This window comes from Paraburkholderia sp. J8-2, from assembly GCF_905220195.1.
Taxonomy (GTDB): domain Bacteria; phylum Pseudomonadota; class Gammaproteobacteria; order Burkholderiales; family Burkholderiaceae; genus Paraburkholderia.
The window spans coordinates 286,248-304,770 of record NZ_CAJMZA010000001.1 but is presented as its reverse complement, the minus strand read 5'-3'; the positions used below and the strand labels follow the sequence as shown (position 1 = coordinate 304,770).

At 66.3% G+C, this 18,523-nt stretch carries 17 protein-coding genes; 6 read left to right on the top strand and 11 right to left on the bottom strand.

Translation table 11 applies throughout. The annotated features are described in order from the left end of the window. Positions 1-92 precede the first annotated feature (92 nt). Entirely contained in the window at positions 93-1,469 is a 1,377-nt protein-coding gene (locus U5A52_RS01335; protein WP_321909257.1) for an LLM class flavin-dependent oxidoreductase, read from the top strand. A 153-nt stretch (positions 1,470-1,622) separates the two neighbouring features. Here the strand turns inward: U5A52_RS01335 and U5A52_RS01330 are convergent, their stop codons facing one another. Further along, positions 1,623-2,687 (bottom strand): alcohol dehydrogenase, encoded by a 1,065-nt coding sequence (locus U5A52_RS01330; RefSeq protein ID WP_321934154.1) that lies wholly within the window; start codon positions 2,685-2,687, stop codon positions 1,623-1,625. 192 nt (positions 2,688-2,879) lie between these two features. Between U5A52_RS01330 and U5A52_RS01325 the strand changes: the two genes are divergently transcribed. Then, the gene (locus tag U5A52_RS01325; RefSeq protein ID WP_321909255.1) at positions 2,880-3,296 is read left to right on the top strand and encodes a MarR family winged helix-turn-helix transcriptional regulator; all 417 of its coding nucleotides are present in this window, start codon (positions 2,880-2,882) and stop codon (positions 3,294-3,296) included. A gap of 64 nt (positions 3,297-3,360) precedes the next feature. Then, a complete protein-coding gene (locus tag U5A52_RS01320) occupies positions 3,361-3,510 on the top strand; it encodes a hypothetical protein (RefSeq protein ID WP_321933517.1) in 150 nt (49 codons plus the stop codon). Positions 3,511-3,560: 50 nt separating this feature from the next. Here the strand turns inward: U5A52_RS01320 and zwf are convergent, their stop codons facing one another. Further along, complete coding sequence (gene zwf, locus U5A52_RS01315) at positions 3,561-5,036, bottom strand: glucose-6-phosphate dehydrogenase (protein ID WP_321909251.1); 1,476 nt, start codon at positions 5,034-5,036, stop codon at positions 3,561-3,563. 234 nt (positions 5,037-5,270) lie between these two features. Continuing rightward, entirely contained in the window at positions 5,271-6,614 is a 1,344-nt protein-coding gene (locus U5A52_RS01310; protein WP_321933516.1) for an Nramp family divalent metal transporter, read from the bottom strand. 258 nt (positions 6,615-6,872) lie between these two features. Here U5A52_RS01310 and U5A52_RS01305 point away from each other — a divergent pair, with 258 nt between their 5' ends. The 3 genes from U5A52_RS01305 (at position 6,873) to U5A52_RS01295 (ending at position 10,169) form a co-directional block, all read left to right on the top strand. Further along, on the top strand, positions 6,873-7,859 hold the full coding sequence (locus U5A52_RS01305) for a beta-propeller fold lactonase family protein (protein ID WP_321933515.1): 987 nt from the start codon (positions 6,873-6,875) through the stop codon (positions 7,857-7,859). 13 nt (positions 7,860-7,872) lie between these two features. After that, positions 7,873-8,880 carry a sterol desaturase family protein gene (locus U5A52_RS01300; protein ID WP_321909245.1) on the top strand — a complete coding sequence of 336 codons (1,008 nt, stop codon included), beginning with the start codon at positions 7,873-7,875 and terminating at the stop codon, positions 8,878-8,880. Positions 8,881-9,047: 167 nt separating this feature from the next. Next, entirely contained in the window at positions 9,048-10,169 is a 1,122-nt protein-coding gene (locus U5A52_RS01295; protein ID WP_321909243.1) for a 3-deoxy-7-phosphoheptulonate synthase, read from the top strand. 18 nt (positions 10,170-10,187) lie between these two features. Here U5A52_RS01295 and U5A52_RS01290 read toward each other — a convergent pair whose 3' ends face one another. From U5A52_RS01290 to dbpA, 8 genes are all read right to left on the bottom strand, one after another. Then, positions 10,188-10,568, bottom strand: coding sequence for a type II toxin-antitoxin system VapC family toxin (locus tag U5A52_RS01290; protein ID WP_321933513.1), 381 nt, complete (start codon positions 10,566-10,568; stop codon positions 10,188-10,190). After that, the gene (locus tag U5A52_RS01285) at positions 10,565-10,771 is read right to left on the bottom strand and encodes a type II toxin-antitoxin system VapB family antitoxin (RefSeq protein WP_321933511.1); all 207 of its coding nucleotides are present in this window, start codon (positions 10,769-10,771) and stop codon (positions 10,565-10,567) included. The genes U5A52_RS01290 and U5A52_RS01285 overlap by 4 nt, the downstream gene beginning before the upstream one ends. Before the next feature lie 112 nt (positions 10,772-10,883). Further along, positions 10,884-11,519 (bottom strand): DUF2894 domain-containing protein, encoded by a 636-nt coding sequence (locus U5A52_RS01280; RefSeq protein ID WP_321933509.1) that lies wholly within the window; start codon positions 11,517-11,519, stop codon positions 10,884-10,886. After that, entirely contained in the window at positions 11,509-12,156 is a 648-nt protein-coding gene (locus U5A52_RS01275) for an OmpA family protein (RefSeq protein WP_321909240.1), read from the bottom strand. The genes U5A52_RS01280 and U5A52_RS01275 overlap by 11 nt, the downstream gene beginning before the upstream one ends. Continuing rightward, on the bottom strand, positions 12,153-15,032 hold the full coding sequence (locus tag U5A52_RS01270) for a DUF802 domain-containing protein (RefSeq protein WP_321933508.1): 2,880 nt from the start codon (positions 15,030-15,032) through the stop codon (positions 12,153-12,155). Before U5A52_RS01270 ends, U5A52_RS01275 begins: the two co-directional genes overlap by 4 nt. A 22-nt stretch (positions 15,033-15,054) precedes the next feature. After that, positions 15,055-15,768 carry a DUF3348 domain-containing protein gene (locus U5A52_RS01265; RefSeq protein WP_321933507.1) on the bottom strand — a complete coding sequence of 238 codons (714 nt, stop codon included), beginning with the start codon at positions 15,766-15,768 and terminating at the stop codon, positions 15,055-15,057. Between the two features lie 145 nt (positions 15,769-15,913). Continuing rightward, positions 15,914-16,564 (bottom strand): DsbA family oxidoreductase, encoded by a 651-nt coding sequence (locus tag U5A52_RS01260; RefSeq protein WP_321933505.1) that lies wholly within the window; start codon positions 16,562-16,564, stop codon positions 15,914-15,916. Between the two features lie 107 nt (positions 16,565-16,671). After that, a complete protein-coding gene (gene dbpA / locus U5A52_RS01255) occupies positions 16,672-18,069 on the bottom strand; it encodes an ATP-dependent RNA helicase DbpA (protein WP_321909235.1) in 1,398 nt (465 codons plus the stop codon). Positions 18,070-18,523 lie beyond the last annotated feature (454 nt).

The window sequence follows — 18,523 nt, the reverse complement described above, 5'->3', positions numbered from 1 at the left end:
GCATATCGATGTGGCGATTTCTTCGTGGCGACAGGCCGCCACGCGCAAGAGAATGAGCCGGATCCTATTTCTCGCGCGCAACGCCTGTCATCATGAGCCAATCTGCTGGAACACGGCGCGGTCATCTGCGTCTCGGCGCTTTTCTCTATCCCACTGGCCACCATATCGCGGCATGGCGGCATCCGCATGCGAATGCCAACGCGGGCAGCGATTTTCGCCATTACGTCGACCTGGCGCGCATAGCCGAAGCCGCGAAATTCGACCTGGTCTTTCTCGCGGACGGCTCGGGCACACGCGGCGACAACACCGACTTCCTGAGCCGCACCGCGCACAGCTATGTCGCGCAATTCGAGCCAATCACGCTCCTTTCGGCGCTCGCGGCGGTCACGGAGCGCATCGGCCTCGTCGGCACGGCATCCACAACATTCAACGAGCCGTATCACATCGCGCGCAAGTTCGCTTCGCTCGACCACATCAGCGGCGGGCGCGCAGGGTGGAATCTCGTCACGTCGTCGAGCGAGCACGAGGCGCGCAACTTCGGCTTCGACGAGCATCTCGCGCATGCCACGCGCTACGAGCGCGCCGCCGAATTCGCGCACATCGTGGAAGGGCTGTGGGACAGCTGGGACGATGACGCTTTCCTGCACGACAAGGCCGCCGGCCGCTTCTTCGATCCCGCGAAGCGCCATGTGCTCGCGCATCGCGGCGAATTCTTCAAGGTGCGCGGGCCGCTGAACGTGGCGCGCGCGCCGCAGGGGCGGCCCGTGGTCGTGCAGGCGGGTTCTTCCGAGGCAGGCAAGGCGCTCGCCGCGCGTACGGCTGAAGTAATTTTCACCGCGCAGCAGAGGCTGGAAGACGCCGTGGCGTTCTACGCCGACGTAAAAGGCCGCATGGCGCAATACGGACGCGACCCGGGCGATCTGAAGATCATGCCGGGCGTGATGCCGATTGTCGGGCGCACCGAGGCTGAGGCGCGCGAGAAGTTCGAGGCATTGCAGGCGTTGATCGATCCGGCGGTGGGGCTCGCCATGGTGTCCACGTTGACGGGCGGCTTCGATCTATCGGGCTACCCGCTCGACGGCCCGATTCCCGAACTGCCGGAAACCAATGCGAGCAAGAGCCGCCAGGCGCTCACGCTGACGCTTGCGCGCCGCGAAAACCTGACGCTGCGCCAGTTGTACCTGCGTGTTGCAGGCGCGCGCGGGCATTGGCAACTGGTTGGGACACCAGAACAAATTGCCGATGCGCTCGAAGAGCGCTTCGTGAACTACGGCGCGGACGGCTACAACGTCATGCCCGCGCTGCTGCCCGACTCGCTCACCGATTTCGTCGAGCTCGTGTTGCCCGAACTGCGGCGGCGCGGTCTCTTTCGCAGCGAGTACGAGGGGCGCACGCTGCGCGAGCATCTCGGCTTGAAACGGCCCGGCTCGCGACATGTGCGTGAAGAGGCGCTCGAGCCGGGCGTTTGATGCCGTTCGCGACAGTTTGATCGCGCTCATTCAAGGTGGAGTCAATCCGCAGCGCGTGTCGCGGCCAAGGCCGAAATCACCTGCGACCGGCGAGTCGCAACGCGTTGGCAGGCAAGCGCCCGCCGTTCACGGCGACGCGCTTGCGCGCCATCATCAGGGCACCAGCACCTGGCGCCCGACCACCTTGCCCTGCACGAGCGCTTCGAACGCCTCGTTGATTTCCGTGAGCGGCCGCGTGGTGACCGGCGAGGGCTGCATCTTGCCTTCGCGCATCAACGTGACGAGTTCGCGCAACTCGGGCAGCGTGCCCACGTAGCTGCCTTCGATCTTTAGCGGCCGCATCGGGATGATGGGCAGCGAAAGCGTGAGGTCGCCGCCCATCAGGCCGACGATCACCACGTGGCCGCCGCGCGCGCACGAGTCGAGCGCGAGCTTGACGGTGGGCGTTGCGCCCACGAGGTCGAGCACCGCGCGTGCGCCGCCGCCCGTTGCCGCGACGATCTGCTGCACGGCGTCGTCCGCGCGCGCGTCGATGGCGGCGAGCGCGCCGGCCGCAAGCGCGGCTTCGCGCTTGGCGGGGTCCACGTCCACGACGATCGCGCCTTGCGCGCCCATCGCCTTGAGCACTTCGAGGGCCATCATGCCAAGGCCGCCCGCCCCGATCACGACCACGGGGCCTTCGTGGATACGCGCGCCGAACTTCTTCACCGCCGAATACGTCGTCACGCCCGCGCACGCGAGCGGCGCGGCCTTCGCGGGATCGAGGCCGGCGAGGTCCACGAGATAGCGCGGGTGCGGCACGATCACGTAGTCGGCAAAGCCGCCGTCGCGCAGCACGCCGAGCGACTGCGGCTTCGCACAGATGTTCTCCTCGCCGCGCTTGCAGGCCGCACATTCGCCGCAGCCGATCCACGGATGCACGACGGCCGACGTGCCTGCTGCGAGCGCTTCTACTGCACCTTGCGCATCGGGGCCGAGCGCCACGACTTCGCCGGAGATTTCATGGCTCGGCGTGAGCGGCAGCTTGATGCCGCGGTCGGCGAGCGAGAGCTTCTTGCCGCCGCCCAGGTCGTAATAGCCTTCCCAGATGTGCAGATCGGAGTGGCACAGGCCCGCGGCCTTCACGCGCAACAAGACTTCGGTGCCCTTGGGTTCGGGCACGTCGCGCTCGACCAGTTCGAGCGGCTTGCCGTGATGGATAACGCAGTAACAGCGCATTTGCATCGATGTCTCCGTGAGTGTTGTGTACGACGGTCAGGCACAGCCAGGCGATTGCGCTCCCTTCGCATCATAGCGGATGCGTTAGATATTCGTCCGACCGTTCTTTTTCCCTTTGATTGAGCGGAGACCTGTCATGCGCAATATGCGCAAATCGTTGCATAGCTAACTATATTGAGTTATCCTATGCGCATGTTCGATCATTGCCTTTACTTCAACACTACGGCGCTCGCGCGGCGCCTCGAGCGCGAATGGGCGGAAGCCTTCGAACGCTTCGAACTTACGCCGCCGCAGGGTTTCATGCTGCGCGCCGTGCTGGAGCGTCCCGGTTCGCTGCAGCGCGAACTGGCCGATCTGCTTTCCATCGCGCGGCCCACGGCCACGCGCGTGCTCGACGGCCTCGAGGCGCGCGGCTATGTGGAGCGCCACCGCACGGAAGGCGACGGCCGCGAAGTGGCGATCGTGCCCACGGCGCAGGCCATGGCGATTCGCGAGGCGCTCAACGCGGCGAGCGCGGCGGTCGCGAGCCGCCTGAAGCGCACGCTCGGCGGCGAGGCATTCGTGGATACAGTGTCGCGCCTGCGCACCGCGCGCGCGACGTTGGGCTGAAAGCACTGGGGCGCGCGTGATGCGCAGCCTTGAAGCAAGGAATTAAAGAGTAGGGAGTGGCATCATGCGGCGCATCGGCGCTTTCTGTATTTCAACCTGGCTTGCGGCCGCGGTTCTTTTTCTCGGGCGCCATTCGGTGCCGATGATCACGCTGAGCGGCGTGATCGTGTTCGCCGGCTTCGATCTTTTTCGTCCCGATTCGGGCGACCAGTAACACAGTGCTGCGAGCGCCGCGCGTTGCACGCGGCGCTCGCGTCCTTCACATCACATTTCTTCGGCCCACGACAGGTTTTCGCGCGCGAGCAGCGCCGACGACGCCGCCGGCCCGAACGTGCCCGCCGTGTAGGTGCGCGGGCGATCGTTCAGTTCCTTCCAGCCGTTGAGAATCGGCTCGACCCACGTCCATGCGGCTTCCAGTTCGTCGCGGCGCATGAAGTGCGTGAGACGGCCGCGGATCACGTCGATCAGCAAACGCTCGTACGCTTCTGCGCGGCGCTCGGGAATGGCCTGCTGCAGGTCGAGATTCAGGCTCACTGGCAGCATGTTCATGCCGCTGCCCGGTTCCTTCGCGAGCATCTGCAACTGGATCGACTCTTCCGGCTGAAGCTGGATCACGAGACGGTTGCCATAGTTGCGCGGGCCGCTCGGGAAGATCGAGAACGGCAGGTCCGCGAATTCGATCACGATTTCCGACTGGCGCTTCTGCAAGCGCTTGCCCGTGCGCAGGAAGAACGGCACGTTGGCCCAGCGCCAGTTGTTGATGTGCGCGCGCAGCGCGACGAACGTTTCGGCCTTGCTGTCGGCCGGCACGTTGTCTTCTTCCAGATAGCCCTTCACCGGCTGGCCGTCCACGGCGCCCGCCGCGTACTGGCCGCGCACGGTGTCGCGCGCGATGTCGGCAAGCGACATGGGGCGCAGCGAGCGCAGCACCTTGAGCTTTTCGTCGCGCACGGCGTCCGGGTCGAGCGAGACGGGCGGCTCCATCGCCACGATGCACAGCAGCTGCAGCAAGTGGTTCTGCACCATGTCGCGCAGCGCGCCCGTGTGATCGTAGAAGCCCGCGCGGCTGCCCACGCCCACGGTTTCCGCCACGGTGATCTGCACGCTGCGGATGTACGGCGCCTGCCACAGCGGCCCGAAGATCGGATTGCCAAAGCGCAGCACCATCAGGTTCTGCACCGTTTCCTTGCCCAGATAGTGATCGATCCGGTAGATCTGCGACTCGGCGAAGTGCCGGCCCACCGACTCGTTGATCTCCTGCGCCGAGGCGAGATCGTGGCCGAGCGGCTTTTCGAGCACCACGCGCGAACTGCCGTCGATCAGACCGGCCGCCGTGAGGTTGTCGCAAATCGTCGTGAACAGTTCGGGCGACGTGGAGAGATAGAACACGCGCAGCGCATGCTCGCGCGACGCCGCCTTCAGGTTCCCGTAAGAGGCGGCATCGTTCACGTCGATGATCACGTACTGGAACAGGTTCAGATAGCGGTCCCACGCTTGCGCGTCGAATGCTTTCGCGTCGATGAACGGACGCGACTGCTCTTCCATGAACTTGCGATAGTCGTCGATCGTCCAGTTCTTGCGGCCCACGGCGATGATGCGCGTTTCCGGCGGCAGGTTGCCGTGCAGGTGCGCCATGTAGAGCGCGGGCAGCAGTTTGCGCGCGGCCAGGTCGCCTCCGCCGCCGAAAATAATCATGTCGACGGGCTGTTCGGGCAAGGCTTGGGCAGGCTGATTCGTCATGGCAGGTCGGAGGTGACGCGCGCTCGGGTAACGATGTCGGGCACGACCGTTAGACGGCTAGCGCGCGGTTGCAGAACCCGCACCCGTCGCAAGAGCGGGCGCGGCGAAAACGCTAATGGTGCATGGTTTCGCGCGAGTTTGCACGCGTGGCGCGAGCGCGGTGTTGCGCGACACCGCTTCGGTAATAAACCGACCGGCCGTTCATGCATGCATCGCGCGGCATTCAGCTGATCATTAGCCGAGCCCCGGCACCGCCACGCCGAAGGTCGCGAGCACCAACGCCACATTGAGCGCGAGCACCGTGAGCGCGCCCGCCACGGCTGCCACGGCCGTGAGCGCGCGATTACGATGGGGTCCCATCACGTCGCGCCGGCACGTGAGCCACACGAGCGCGGCCATCGGGAACGGCAGCGCGAGGCTCAGCACGACCTGGCTCATGACGAGCGCCTCCGTGGCGTTCACGCCGAGCGCCACCACGACGAAGCTCGGCACCATCGTCACCGCGCGGCGCAGCCAGAGCGGGATGCGGAAATTCACGAAGCCTTGCATGATCATCTGTCCCGCGAGCGTACCGACCACGGAACTCGAAATGCCCGAGGCGATCAGCGAGACGAGGAAGATGCTGGCGGCCGCCGCGCCCAGCAGCGGGGCGAGCGTGCGGTAGGCGGTCTCGATTTCGGCGACATCGGCATAGCCCTGGTGGAACGCACCGGAGGCCATCACCACCATCGCCATGTTGATGAGCCCGGCCACCGAAAGCGCGGCCACGACCTCGACGTTGGAAAACTTTACGAGCCGCTTGCGCTCGGCGTCGTTGCGCGCGAGCACGCGCGCCTGGGTGAGCCCCGAGTGCAGAAAGAGCGCGTGCGGCATGACCGTTGCGCCGATGATGCCCACCGCGATTGTTACGGCTTGCGCGTCGGGCAGGCGTGGCGTGGCGAGGTGGCGCAAGAGGCTCGGCCACTCGACCGGCGCGATGAATAGCTCCAGAACATAACAAATGCCGATCACGCCCACGAGCGCGCCGATCAGGAGTTCGAGGGGCCGGAATCCCGCGCGCTGCAGGAACAGGAGCGCGTAGGTGACGACGGCCGTCACCGCCATGCCCGCGAGCAGCGGCAGATGAAACAGCAGCGCAAGGCCGATCGCGCCGCCGAGGAACTCGGCGAGATCGGTGGCCATGGCGGCGATCTCGCTCACGATCCACATGAACCACACGAGCGGCGCGGGCAAGTTGTCGCGGCACAGTTCGGCGAGATTGCGCCCCGTGGCGATGCCAAGTTTCGCGGAAAGCCCCTGAAACAGCATGGCGATCACGTTGGCGAGCAGCACGACCCACAGCAGCGCGTAGCCGTAGCGCGCACCGGCCTGGATATTGGTCGCGATATTGCCGGGATCGATATAGGCGACGGAGATGACCACGGCCGGACCCGCGAGCGGCAGCAGAAGGGCGACGCCGCGGCGGCGTCCTTCGAGCGCTTCGCGCACCGCGGCGGCCGTGCTGCGGGACAGGCCGTCGGGCGCGCGCAAGCCGGTGTCCGCGTTATTCGCGCGGTCGTCGCGGGCGCGATGATCCATGCAACTTCTCGCACGAGAAAGAGTCTGTTAGCGCATCCCAATGCCATGACCCTTGCACGGAGCAGACGCGAATGCGCCCGCAAATGCGGCAAATGTGTTGCAAAGGCGTCATCGGAATCGGGCCCTCATGCGTTAAGCAGGCAATCCGCGCGCCTGCCTTGGCACTATCTCAGCACAAACCGGCGCAGCGCGCCTTCGCTGCTCTCTTTCCCTTACGAAATGCCTGAATTCCCGATCTTTTCGAATGCACCGGCTCACATGAAAAAAACGCTCGCTTCCGCGCTGCTGATGAGCGGCCTCGCATGGGGCGCGCTCGCCCACGCCGACGACAAGGTCATCGTGCTCGACTCGGGCGAGGCGAAGCTTTCGCTCATCGACCAGGCGAGCCGCACCGTGGTCGGCACCGAACCCACGGGCAAGGAACCGCATCACCTGATGATCACGCCCGATGGCAAGTCGCTCATCGTCGCCGATTCGGTGTCGAACGACCTGCTGTTTCTCGACCCGCATACGGGGCAGGTACAGCGCCGCCTGGAAGGCATTGAAGATCCGTATCAGCTCGGCTTCTCGCCCGACCGCAAATGGTTCGTGACCGCGGGCCTGCGGCTCGACCGCGTGGACGTCTATCACTACGACGGCCAGAACCTCACGATCGCCAAGCGCATTCCGCTCGCGAAAACGCCGAGCCACATCACGTTCGCCTCCGACAACAAAACGGCGTTCGTCACGCTGCAGGACACGGGCGAAGTGGCCGCGATCGATCTGCCGACGCAAACGGTGCTCTGGAAGCTGCACGTGGGCAACACGCCTGCGGGCCTTTGGATGACGCCCGGCGACAAGTATCTGCTCGTCGGCATGACGGGCGAGGACAACGTGGCCGTGGTGGACTGGCACAACCGCACGGTCGTGAAAAAGATCCAGACCGGCCGCGGCGCGCATAACTTCCGCAATCTGGACGATGGCAAACATATCGCCGTGTCGAATCGCGTAGAGAGCACGATCAGCATTCTCGACTACACGACGCTCACCAAGGTGGCCGACATCACGGGCCTGCGCCCCGGTCCCGACGACATGGAGCTTTCGGCGGACAAGCGTTACCTTTGGGTGACGTTCCGCTTCGCGAAGCACGTAGGCGTGATCGACCTGACCACGCGCAAGCTGATCGACACGATCGCGGTGGGCCGCTCGCCGCACGGCATCTACTTCGCGAACAGCGCGCCGTTCTACGCGCCGAACCCGGACTGATTGGGGAGTCTCGATGCTCGACACGCTGCTTTCGCAGGCCGACAACCTCGTTTCGTGGCTGCAGACGCTTGTCTACGTGGACGTGGTGCAGCCGATCTTCTACAAGATCGGCCTGATGGGCTATGACGAGGACACCTACGACGCGCTCTACTGGGTGATCGTGGGCGTGCTGCAGATCTGTGCCTCGTATGTGCTGCTGCGCCCGCTCGAAGCGCTGCGTCCCGCGGAAAACTGGGGCGATCGCAAGGCGTTGCGCGCCGACGTCTGGTACACGTGGATCGCGAAGCTCGGCATTCTGAACATCGCGTTCTTCTTCTTGCTCACGCCCGTGTTCAATCACTGGCAGAGCCTGATGGCGATCCACAACGTGCCGAACATCGAAGTGGACAGCCTCTGGCCCGGCGTGACCGACAAGCCGCTCGTGTCGTTCCTGATTTATCTCGTCGTGCTCGACTTCGCGGGCTACTGGTATCACCGCTGGCAGCATCGCTTCGGCGTGTGGTGGGAACTGCATGCCGTGCATCACAGCCAGCAGCAGATGTCGCTGTGGTGCGACGATCGCAATCATTTCCTCGACGACATCGTGCAGGCCGCGTTCTTCGCGGGCATCTCGCTCTTTATCGGCGTGCCGCCCGCGCAGTTCGTCGTGCTCGTGGCCGTGAGCAACTTCATGCAGAGCGTGCAGCACGTGAATGCGCGGCTCGACCTTGGCTGGCTGCTCGAGCGCATCGTGGTGAGCCCGGCGTTTCATCGGCGTCATCACGCGATCGGCTACGGCCACGAAGGCACGCGCTACGGCTGCAACTTCGGCGTGCTGTTTCCGTGGTGGGACATGCTGTTCCGCACGGCGTCGTGGAACAAGCAGCACGAGCCCACCGGCATTCGCGACCAGTTGCCCGTGCCGCAGGGCCGGGGCGCGAACTATGGCGAAGGGCTGCTCGCGCAGCAGTGGTTTGCGCTCGTGCGCATCGCGCGGCGCCTTGCGGGCAAGGGCTATCCGATGGGCGACGCGGCGCGCTGACGGGAAGCGCGCAGTGTCATGGCCCTCATGCGAGGCGGTCTTCGGGCCGCCTCGTTTCGTTTCAGGATGACGTTTCGGGATGCCGCTGGCGCGCCGGATGCGATAATCGCGCATTCATCCCCCACACATGCATGATGCGCGCGTCAAAGGCGCAGTTGGAGAACATCTTGAGCCGTATCGACAATCCGCAGCACGACCAGGAAGTCGGCGTGGCCGACGCCACCCAGGACACGACCCGCATCGACGACACGCGCATCGGCGCCGTGCGCCCGCTCATTTCGCCCGCGCTGCTGCTCGACGAGCTGCCGGTGCCGCAGGACACGCAAAACCTCGTCGAAACGAGCCGCGGCGAGATCGCCGAGGTGCTCGCGCAGCGCGACGACCGGCTCGTGGTGGTGGTGGGCCCCTGCTCGATTCACGACCACGACCAGGCCATCGAATACGCGAAGCTCCTGAAGGCGAAGGCCGACACGCTCAAGGACGAACTGCTGATCGTCATGCGCGTGTACTTCGAGAAGCCGCGTACCACGGTGGGTTGGAAGGGCTATATCAACGACCCTCGTCTCGATGGCAGCTTCCGCATCAACGAGGGCTTGCGCGCGGCGCGCCAGCTGCTGCTCGACATCAACGCGCTCGGCCTGCCCACGGCCACGGAATTCCTCGATCTGCTGAGCCCGCAATTCATCGCCGACCTCGTGGCGTGGGGCGCGATCGGCGCGCGTACGACCGAAAGCCAGAGCCACCGGCAGCTGGCTTCGGGCCTCTCATGCCCGATCGGCTTCAAGAACGGCACCGACGGCGGCGTGCAGGTGGCGAGCGACGCCATCGTCGCGGCGCGCGCGAGCCACGCGTTCATGGGCATGACGAAAATGGGCATGGCCGCGATCTTCGAAACGCGCGGCAACGACGACTGCCATGTGATCCTGCGCGGCGGCAAGAGCGGGCCGAACTACGACGCGGCATCCGTGGCGGCGTGCTGCGCATCGCTTGCGAAGGCGGGGCTGCGCGAGCAGGTCATGATCGACTGCTCGCACGCGAATTCGAACAAGGCGCATCAGCGTCAGATCGACGTGGCGCGCGATATCGGCGAGCAACTGGCGGGTGGCGACAAGCGCATTATCGGCGTGATGATCGAGAGCCATCTCGAAGAGGGCCGCCAGGACCAGAAGCCGGGCGTGCCGCTCAAGCGCGGCGTGTCGATTACCGACGCGTGCATCAGCTGGGCGCAAACGGCGCCGGTGCTCGATGGGCTGGCGCAGGCGGTGCGGGAGCGGCGCAAGGCGGGGTGAGGGAGGTCGCGCCGACGGTCAGTGTGAGGTTGGCGGCCACGCCACGTTGAGTTGTGTGGCGAGTGCAGCCAGGCGTTGATCGAGTGTCCAGAGGCGCGCGCCGGGCGTCATCAAGGTCGAGGCGAGCAGCGTAAGATCGATGCCGCCGCAGCCTTTCCCGTATAGCCGCTCGACTTCGATGAACTGCATGACCTCAGATGGCGTTGCGTGCTGCGCCTGTTGCAGCAAGCCGATGTCGTGCAGCGTGCGCGTGCGGGGCGCAGGCGGCGTGCCGCAGGCCAGTTCGACGAGCACGAGTGGATGAGTGAGGGCTTGATCGCTCGTGATCAGTTGGACGAGCCGCTCGTTGCCGTGACGGAAATGGTCGACCCAGACCGATGTGTCGATCAGTACGCTCATTCTGCGGAGGTCTCGGGGCGTCGCCGCTCGATTTCCCGCATGTCCGGCGCCGTGCCGCCGAGGGCGGCGAGGCGCTTGGCGGCCTGGACGCGGACGAAGGTCTGGATGGCCGCCCGGATGAGTTCCGCCTTGTCGATGCCTGGCTCCGCCAATTCCAGCGCCTGCTGGTACAGGGCGTCATCGATCGTGATAGTGGTTCGCATGGGCGCTGCCTCAGAAACTGATGCGGATATGCATCAATAGTAGCATCTCACTGCCTTTGGCCATTTGTCGACGCCGGTTGAGCGGACGGTATTCGTTGAGACTCCAGAGGGATCAACGCCCCTTGCGCGCCCCTTTCTTCGCCGCCGTCGCCCGCGGCGCCTCCTTCACCGGCGCCGCCACCCCCACACTCGCATTCAATTGCTCGAGCCACGAAAGCGCATCGGCATAGGCGAGAAATTGCTGCAGATACCCCGGCGACACTTCGCGCATGAGCGAGAGCGCGCGATGCACGAGGCTGCTCGAATTGAGCGGCCCGGCGTTTCTGGGCACCTGGTCGAGCGACTGCCGCAACTGCTTTTCGGAGCGCACGCGCGACCAGGTTTGCCGGAAGTATTCGACCAGCTCCGGGTCCGGCTCGTGCCGCACGCGCGTTGCCGGTTGTGCGGGCTCCACGCGCGCGAGCGAATCCACGAGACGGCCTAGTTCGCTCCTCGCCGTCTCGTCGTGGAGTTCGTGCGTGACTTTTGACGCCTCGCGCGCGAGGTCGTCGGCGAAGGCGTTGAGAAGCTGCGCGAGCCGCGCGTCGATGAGCCGCCGCGCGTCGCCCGCATGCGCGGCGGCGCGCCGCTCCAGCGCCTCGATCAAATGAAAGCGCACCGGGTCGAGCTGGTCCGCGCCGCGGGCGCGCCAGGCGTCGAGCAGGGCGCGTGCGTCAGGGGCCGACTGCGGGCCCATGTCATTGACCATGCTTGCTCTCGCCGACGGTCGGCCGCGGCACCGGCGCAATCTCCACGCGGCGGTTCTTTGCGCGGCCGGTCTCGTCGGTGTTGGCGCTCACCGGCTGCTCGGAGCCGAACGCGGCCGCGAACACCGACGACGCGGGAACCCCTTCGTCGATGAACGCGCGCGTGACCGTCAGCGCGCGTTCGGCCGAAAGCTCCCAGTTATCCGCGAAGCGGCGGTTGCCGGCGTGCACTTGCTGGTCGTCGGCGAAACCGCTCACCATCAGGATTTCATCGCGAGTCTTCAAGTACGCCGCGAGCGGACCGGCGAGGCTCTTGAGCAGATCGCGGCCCTGCGGCGTCAACTGGTCCGAGTTCAGCGCGAACAGCACGCTGCCGCTAATGCCGATGCGGCCGTTCACGAGCGTCACGCGCCCCGCCGCGAGCGGGCCCGCGAGCGCTTCTTCGAGCGTCTTGCGGCGCTCGGTTTCGGCCTTGCGTTGTTTCACCTCGTTCGCGAGCCGGCTCGACAGTTCGAGCTGCATGCCGACCACGCCGACGAGGATCAGCAGGAACGCGCCCAGCAGCACCGACATCAGGTCGGCGAACGCGGGCCAGACCGGCGCGGCAGGGGCCGCGCCGCCGTCGATTTCGTCGTTCATGCCGCATCCGCTCCGGCGGTCGCGCGCTGGCTGGCGAGCTGCTGCAGGTTCTCGACGATCTGCTTCTGCGACAGCATGCTCAGGTCGATGACCTCACGCGCTTGCGCCACGTAGTAGGCGAGCTGGTCGTCGCTGCGCGCGAGCGACTTGTCGAGCGCGGCCTCGATGCGCTCCAGATGCGCCACGAGCTTGTCGTTCGATTCGCCGAACACGGTCACGGCCGCGCCGAACGCGTCGCCGAGGCTCGCCACTTCGACGGCGCTGCCGCTCACCTGCGCGGCAATCGCGCCCAGCTTGCCGCTTTCGGCTTCGACGTTCGCGCTGAACTGGCCGCCCACGCGTTCGAGCAGATCCGACGACGTGGAGACGAGCGCGTCGATTGCCGAGCGCTGCTCGGTGGAGGCGCGGTTCACGGCGTCGAGCAGCGTTTCGAGCGTGGCGAGCAGGCGATTGCGTTCGTCGAGCATCGCGGTGTCGCGAACCATGCTGTCCGAGAGCTTCTGGCGCAGCTCGGCGATGACTTCAGCCGCTGCTTGCGGGGCGGCCGACGCGGCCTGCACGAGGCTGCCGATTTCGGCGATCGTGCTGGCGTTATGGGCCTGCGACTGCGTGGTGATGTCGCTGGCGGTCTGGGCGAGCGTTTCGCAGATGTCCTGCTGGCGCTGCGCGGTGGCCGCGCTCGTGGCTTCCCATTGCTCGCGCAATGCGGCGGACATCGTGGCCAGCGAGGCAGTCCATGCGGCGAGACGTTGCTCGTCGCGCGAGGAGATTTCCGTGTGCAGGTTCGCGGCGGCCTTCGGCGCTTCAGCCGCGGCTTGTACCAGGCGATCGATCTCGGCGATCGTATTCGTTGCGTGGCGTTGCGACTGCGCGGCGATCTCGTTCGCGTGTTGCGCGAGCGTCGCGCAGACTTCCTGCTGGCGTTGCGCAGTGGTTGCGCTCGTTGCTTCCCACTCCTGGCGCAATCCGGCCGCCATCGTCGCGAGCGACGCCGTCCATGCTTCGACGCGTTGCTCGTCGCGCGCCGAAATTTCCGCATGCAGGTTCGCGGCAGCCTTCGGTGCTTCCGAAGCGGCATCGACGAGACGATCGATCTCGGCAATCGTCTTGCTCGCGTGCTGCTGCGATTGCGCGGCGATCTCGTTCGCGGTTTGCGCGAGCGCCGTGCAGATTTCCTGCTGACGCTGCGCCGAAAGCGCGCTCGCCGCTTCCCACTCCGCGCGCAGCCCGGCGGCCATCGTCGCGAGCGACGCCGTCCACGTTTCGATGCGTTGCTCGTCGCGCGCCGAAATTTCCGCATGCAGGTTCGCGGCAGCCTTCGGCGCCTCCGAAGCGGCATCGACGAGACGGTCGATTTCGGCAATCGTCTTGCTCGCGTGCTGCTGAGACTGTGCGGCGATGTCGTTCGCGGTTTGTGCGAGCGTCGCGCAGATTTCCTGCTGACGTTGCGCCGAAACGGCGCTCGTCGCTTCCCACTGCGTACGCAGTTCGGCACTCATGGTCGCGAGCGCTTCGGCCCAGCTTGCGAGCCGCGCTTCGTCGCGCGCGCCAAGCTTCGTTTGCAGGTCCACATGGGATGCATCGACCGCACGCAGCAGCGAGGCCGAATGCTGTTCGAACGTTGCCGCCGCGGTGGCGAGCGCCTGCTGGTTGCCCGCGGCGAGTTTTTCGCCGGTGCGCTCCTGCTGCTCGAGCGCCGCCTGCCAGGCCTGTGACATCGTTCCCGAAGCGCTTTCGAAGCGCGTCGAGACGCCGTCGAGCAGCGCGGCGGCACGTTGCTCGAAGCTTGCGTTGAAGCGCTCCAGCGCGCCGCCCAGGTCGGCGGCCAGCGCCTCGTTGGTCTGGCGGTGTTGCGCGAGCGCGCGGTTCCAGATCTCGGCGACGTTTGCCGTCGACGCCTCGAAGCCGCTTGCGAGCCCTTCGAGCTGCTGCTGCACCGCCTGCGTGAGCGCACCCTGCATCGACGCCGATTCGCGCGCGAGGCCCGCCATGGTCGCTTCCACCACCGGCTGCAGCGCCGCGCCCGCGGCACGCGCGCTTTCGGCGGCGCTCGACTTGAGCGACTGGCCCACGGAAGCCGCGAGGCGGCTCCAGGCGGCTTCGGCGTTCGCGGCGAAGGCCTGTTGGGTGGCGATCTGCTGTTCGTGCTGCGCGGCGCCCTGGCGCTCGATCAGCGTCATCAGCGCGCCGAGCTTGTCGACCAGCGCGGGCATGGCGTCGGCCTGGCGCTGCAGCAGCTTGAACGAGGCTTCGCGCTGATGGGCCGGCGAGAAGGCGCGCAGCGTCGTCGCGATCTTCGCGTCGAGATGCTGCGCGGCCGCGATGCGCTCGCGGCGGCACAGCGCGGAGAGCAGGCCGAGCATGGCGGAGGTGGCCACACCCGCGATGGAGGTGCCGAACGCGAAGCCGAGGCCGTTCACCGGCGCGGCGAGCGAGGCGCGGATCGCATCGAGGTCGGTGGCGCTTTCCAGCGCCGCGCCCGTGCCCTTGAGCGTCACGACCATGCCGAGCAGCGTGCCGAGCATGCCGAGCAGCACCAGCAGGCCCGTGAGGTACGGCGCGAGCGCCGGGCCCGGCAGGGCCGCGCGCTCGCCTTCGACACGCGCGCGCACCGCGTTGCGCAGGCCCGGATGCACCGTGTCGAGCCAGCCGGCCAGGCGCGCGGGCGGCGCGTTCAACTGCGCGAGCGCCTGGGCGAGCGTGGTCGTGGCCTGCTGAAAGCGATAAAGCTCCCAGGCGCCCGCGACATAGCACGCACCGATCAGCAGCGTGACGGCGCTCGCAAGCGGGTTGGTGAGCGCGTAGCCGGCGCCGATCCAGCACACGGCGGCGAGACCCACGACGAAGACAACAGGTTCAATGCGAATTCGGGACATAGCGCGGGACATAGCGTTTGGGTTAGCTGGTGCGAAGGGCGGCAAGCAGCCCTTCCACCGGTTGAAACCGAATCTCAAGTTCGGCGAGCAACACGCTCTGCATATCTTTGCGAAAGCCGGCGAGCCACGCGTGCGGCGCGGCGCTTTCCGCGTCGGTTTGCGCAGCGGCGGCCGCCGCGCGCTGCCGCTCGAAATGCGCGCCGAGCAGCGCGGGCACGCCGGCGAGCAGGCTGCGCTCGCGCGCGCCGAGCGCCTGTTCCATGACGGCATCCACGGTCGCAAGGCGCGCGAGCGCAGGCGCGCGGGCGGCCAGCGCGGCGCGCAAACGGGCGCGCAGCGTGGCGATGTCATTCTCCATCGCCTGCTGCAGGGCCAGGTAGCGCTGGCGGAAATCCGCGAAATTGGGTTCCACATCGGCTGGCGGGCTGGCGGCCTGCGAGCGGCGACCATCGCGCCGCGCGGGCGCGCCTTCGCCCGAAATGGCCTTCCTCAGCGCCGCGCGCACGCGCTCGCTCTGGCTTTGTTCGGCACTGGCGCCGACGCGCGTTGCTGGCGCACCGCCCGGCGTTTGAACGCTCAGCGCCGTCGAAAGCGCGATAGCGTCCGTCCAGCCGAGCCACTGGCTCAGCTGGTCCGAGATCGATTGCCGGGATTCGGGCACCTCGGCTTCGCCGAAGCGGGCAAGTAAGCGAACGAGCGTCGGGCCGCTCAACGCGAGGCGTTGCGGGGCTAGCACTTTTCCACCTGGGCAAAAAACCCGCTAGTTTACACGCCCGCGAGCGGGCGGCCGGCATCGGCGGTTTGCCGGGCGCCTGAACGGCGGCGCCGCGAGCGGTGAAAGCGCGGCTCTCGCGGGCGCGAGGCCACGCCGCGCGGGGGCTTCAGGCCTTGGCGCTCTCGTCCAGAATTTGCTGGATGGCTTGCTCGAAGGTTTCGACGGGCTGGCCGCCGCTGATCAAATACTGCTGGTTGAAGATGATACCCGGCACCGACTGGATGCCCGCCGCCTGGTATTCGTGCTCTTCGGCGCGCACCTCGTCGGCGTACTGGCCGCTTTGCAGGACTTCGCGCGCTTTGTCCGCGTCGAGCCCCACGGACTGCGCCGCCGCGACGAGCACCGCGTGGTCGCTCGTGTCCTTGCCCTCGCCGTGATACGCACGCAACAGCGCGAGCTTCAGCGGCAGCTGCTTGCCTTCTATGCCGGCCCAGTGCAGCAGGCGATGCGCGTCGAACGTGTTGTAGATGCGCTCGCGCGGCCCGAACGCGAAGCCGACGCTCGCGCCGCGCTCACGGATCATGGCCTGCGTCTCGGCAATCTGCTCAGGCGTGCGGCCGTACTTCTTGCCGAGATATTCGACCACGGATTCGCCGCCCGGGCCCATCTGCGGATTCAGTTCGAACGGATGCACGACGATCTGCGCATCGACGGTGTCGCGCAGACGCTCGAGCGCGAGATTCAGCGACGAGAGGCCGATCGCGCACCACGGGCACGCGATGTCGGAGACGAAATCGATTTTGAGCGTTTGTTTCATGGCTTTCCTGATCCGGTTGAGCGCGGAGTCACTGGGGCGCAGTGCATGGCGGGTGCGCAAACGGCGTGCGCACCCGGCGCGGATGATTCGTCAGCGTGTACGGGGGCTTATTCGTCCATCATGCGGGCCTTGACCTTCTTGCCCTTGACCTTGCCCGCGTTGAGCTTGCGCAGCGCGTCGCGCGCGATGCTGCGCTCCACGGCCACGTAGGTCGAAAAATCGGTCACGTTGATCTTGCCGATCTGCGCGCCGCTGAAGCCCGCTTCGCCGGTGAGCGCGCCCAGCACGTCGCCGGGACGGATCTTTTCCTTGCGCCCGCCGAGGATCTGCAGCGTTTCCATCGGCGGCAACAGCGGCTCGTTGCTGGCGGGCTTCAGTTCCGCGAGAGGGCTCCACTCGACTTCACGCTTGAGCGCCTGCTCGATGCCGCCCACGCGGCCCATTTCGTCCATGCTCGCGAGGCTGAGCGCCCAGCCGTCCTGGTCGGCGCGGCCCGTGCGACCGATGCGGTGCACGTACACCTCGGGGTCGGGCGTCACGTCCACGTTGATCACGGCTTCGAGCTGCGCGATGTCGAGGCCGCGCGCGGCCACGTCGGTGGCCACGAGCACCGAGCAGCTGCGGTTGGCGAACTGGATCAGCACCTGGTCGCGCTCGCGCTGGTCGAGCTCGCCGTGCAGCGCGAGCGCGTGAAAGCCCTGCGCGCGCAGCACGTCGAGCAGGTCGCGGCATTGCTGCTTCGTGTTGCAGAACGCGAGCGTGCTTACGGGCCGGTAGTGATTGAGCAGCATGCCCACGGCGTGCAGGCGCTCGTCTTCCGTGACTTCATAGAAGCGCTGGCGGATCTTGCTGTCGTCGTGATGTTCTTCGAGCTTGACTTCCTTCGGATTGCGAAGGAACTGCTGGCTCAGCTTCGTAATGCCTTCCGGGTAGGTCGCCGAAAAGAGCAGCGTTTGACGCTCCTTCGGGCATTGGCGCGCCACGGTGGCGATGTCGTCGAAGAAGCCCATGTCGAGCATGCGGTCGGCTTCGTCGAGCACGAGCGTATTGAGCGCGCCGAGCGCGAGGTTGCCGCGCTCCAGATGGTCCATGATGCGGCCAGGCGTGCCCACGACGATGTGCGCGCCATGTTCGAGGCTTGCCGCCTGCGGACGCATGGGCGTGCCGCCGCACAGCGTGAGCACCTTGATGTTTTCTTCGGCGCGCGCGAGGCGGCGGATCTCCTGCGTGACCTGATCGGCCAGTTCGCGCGTGGGGCAGAGGATCATGGCCTGCACGTCCTGGCGGCGCGCGTCGAGACGCGAGAGCAGCGCGAGCGAGAAGGCGGCCGTCTTGCCGCTGCCGGTCTTGGCCTGGGCGATCAGGTCGTGGCCCGCGAAAGCGATGGGCAGGCTCGCGGCCTGGATCGGCGTCATGTCGACGTAGCCGAGGCGCGTGAGGTTGGCGAGCGTGGCGGGCGCGAGCGGCAGCTCGCTAAAGGGCGTTGCAGTGGCTTTGTTTGTCATGACGGGGTCTCGCGCCGGACGGGTGAGGGCGACGCGGCCGTTCGGTAGAAGTGGCGTCGATGCGGGTGGTGCGCGCGCAATGCGCGCGAGCGTTCCGGGATTTTAACGGATGCGCGCGCTCGCGCCCGCGCGCGTGCCGCGCGAGGGGAATGACGGGCGCCATAGAGGAGGCCGAAAACGTCTCGTTTGATAATCGCGATTTCACGCAATAATAATCGCCGTATATGGAAATAATGCACGCGCGCGATATGACTGGTATTGTCGTGATAAAGTTCAACTCATCAAGGAAATTTTAATTGCCAGAAATACCCGGCAATTAAGCCGATTTCCACAATAATCGAATTCCAGTGCCGATCCGGGCGTCGCGTGATTGCCACACGGCCTATTCAGGCTGATCGGTGCATTACTCCGTATTTCCCATTTACAACAGGCACTTACGGAATTTTCTTTCGAT

What these genes read in the sequence shown, in the direction of transcription:
- U5A52_RS01335 (WP_321909257.1), top strand. Translation starts at nt 93, where the DNA reads ATGAGCCAATCTGCTGGAACACGGCGCGGTCATCTGCGTCTCGGCGCT.
- U5A52_RS01330 (WP_321934154.1), bottom strand. Translation starts at nt 2,687, where the DNA reads ATGCGCTGTTACTGCGTTATCCATCACGGCAAGCCGCTCGAACTGGTC.
- U5A52_RS01325 (WP_321909255.1), top strand. Translation starts at nt 2,880, where the DNA reads ATGTTCGATCATTGCCTTTACTTCAACACTACGGCGCTCGCGCGGCGC.
- U5A52_RS01320 (WP_321933517.1), top strand. Translation starts at nt 3,361, where the DNA reads ATGCGGCGCATCGGCGCTTTCTGTATTTCAACCTGGCTTGCGGCCGCG.
- zwf (WP_321909251.1), bottom strand. Translation starts at nt 5,036, where the DNA reads ATGACGAATCAGCCTGCCCAAGCCTTGCCCGAACAGCCCGTCGACATG.
- U5A52_RS01310 (WP_321933516.1), bottom strand. Translation starts at nt 6,614, where the DNA reads ATGGATCATCGCGCCCGCGACGACCGCGCGAATAACGCGGACACCGGC.
- U5A52_RS01305 (WP_321933515.1), top strand. Translation starts at nt 6,873, where the DNA reads ATGAAAAAAACGCTCGCTTCCGCGCTGCTGATGAGCGGCCTCGCATGG.
- U5A52_RS01300 (WP_321909245.1), top strand. Translation starts at nt 7,873, where the DNA reads ATGCTCGACACGCTGCTTTCGCAGGCCGACAACCTCGTTTCGTGGCTG.
- U5A52_RS01290 (WP_321933513.1), bottom strand. Translation starts at nt 10,568, where the DNA reads ATGAGCGTACTGATCGACACATCGGTCTGGGTCGACCATTTCCGTCAC.
- U5A52_RS01285 (WP_321933511.1), bottom strand. Translation starts at nt 10,771, where the DNA reads ATGCGAACCACTATCACGATCGATGACGCCCTGTACCAGCAGGCGCTG.
- U5A52_RS01280 (WP_321933509.1), bottom strand. Translation starts at nt 11,519, where the DNA reads ATGGTCAATGACATGGGCCCGCAGTCGGCCCCTGACGCACGCGCCCTG.
- U5A52_RS01275 (WP_321909240.1), bottom strand. Translation starts at nt 12,156, where the DNA reads ATGAACGACGAAATCGACGGCGGCGCGGCCCCTGCCGCGCCGGTCTGG.
- U5A52_RS01270 (WP_321933508.1), bottom strand. Translation starts at nt 15,032, where the DNA reads ATGTCCCGAATTCGCATTGAACCTGTTGTCTTCGTCGTGGGTCTCGCC.
- U5A52_RS01260 (WP_321933505.1), bottom strand. Translation starts at nt 16,564, where the DNA reads ATGAAACAAACGCTCAAAATCGATTTCGTCTCCGACATCGCGTGCCCG.
- dbpA (WP_321909235.1), bottom strand. Translation starts at nt 18,069, where the DNA reads ATGACAAACAAAGCCACTGCAACGCCCTTTAGCGAGCTGCCGCTCGCG.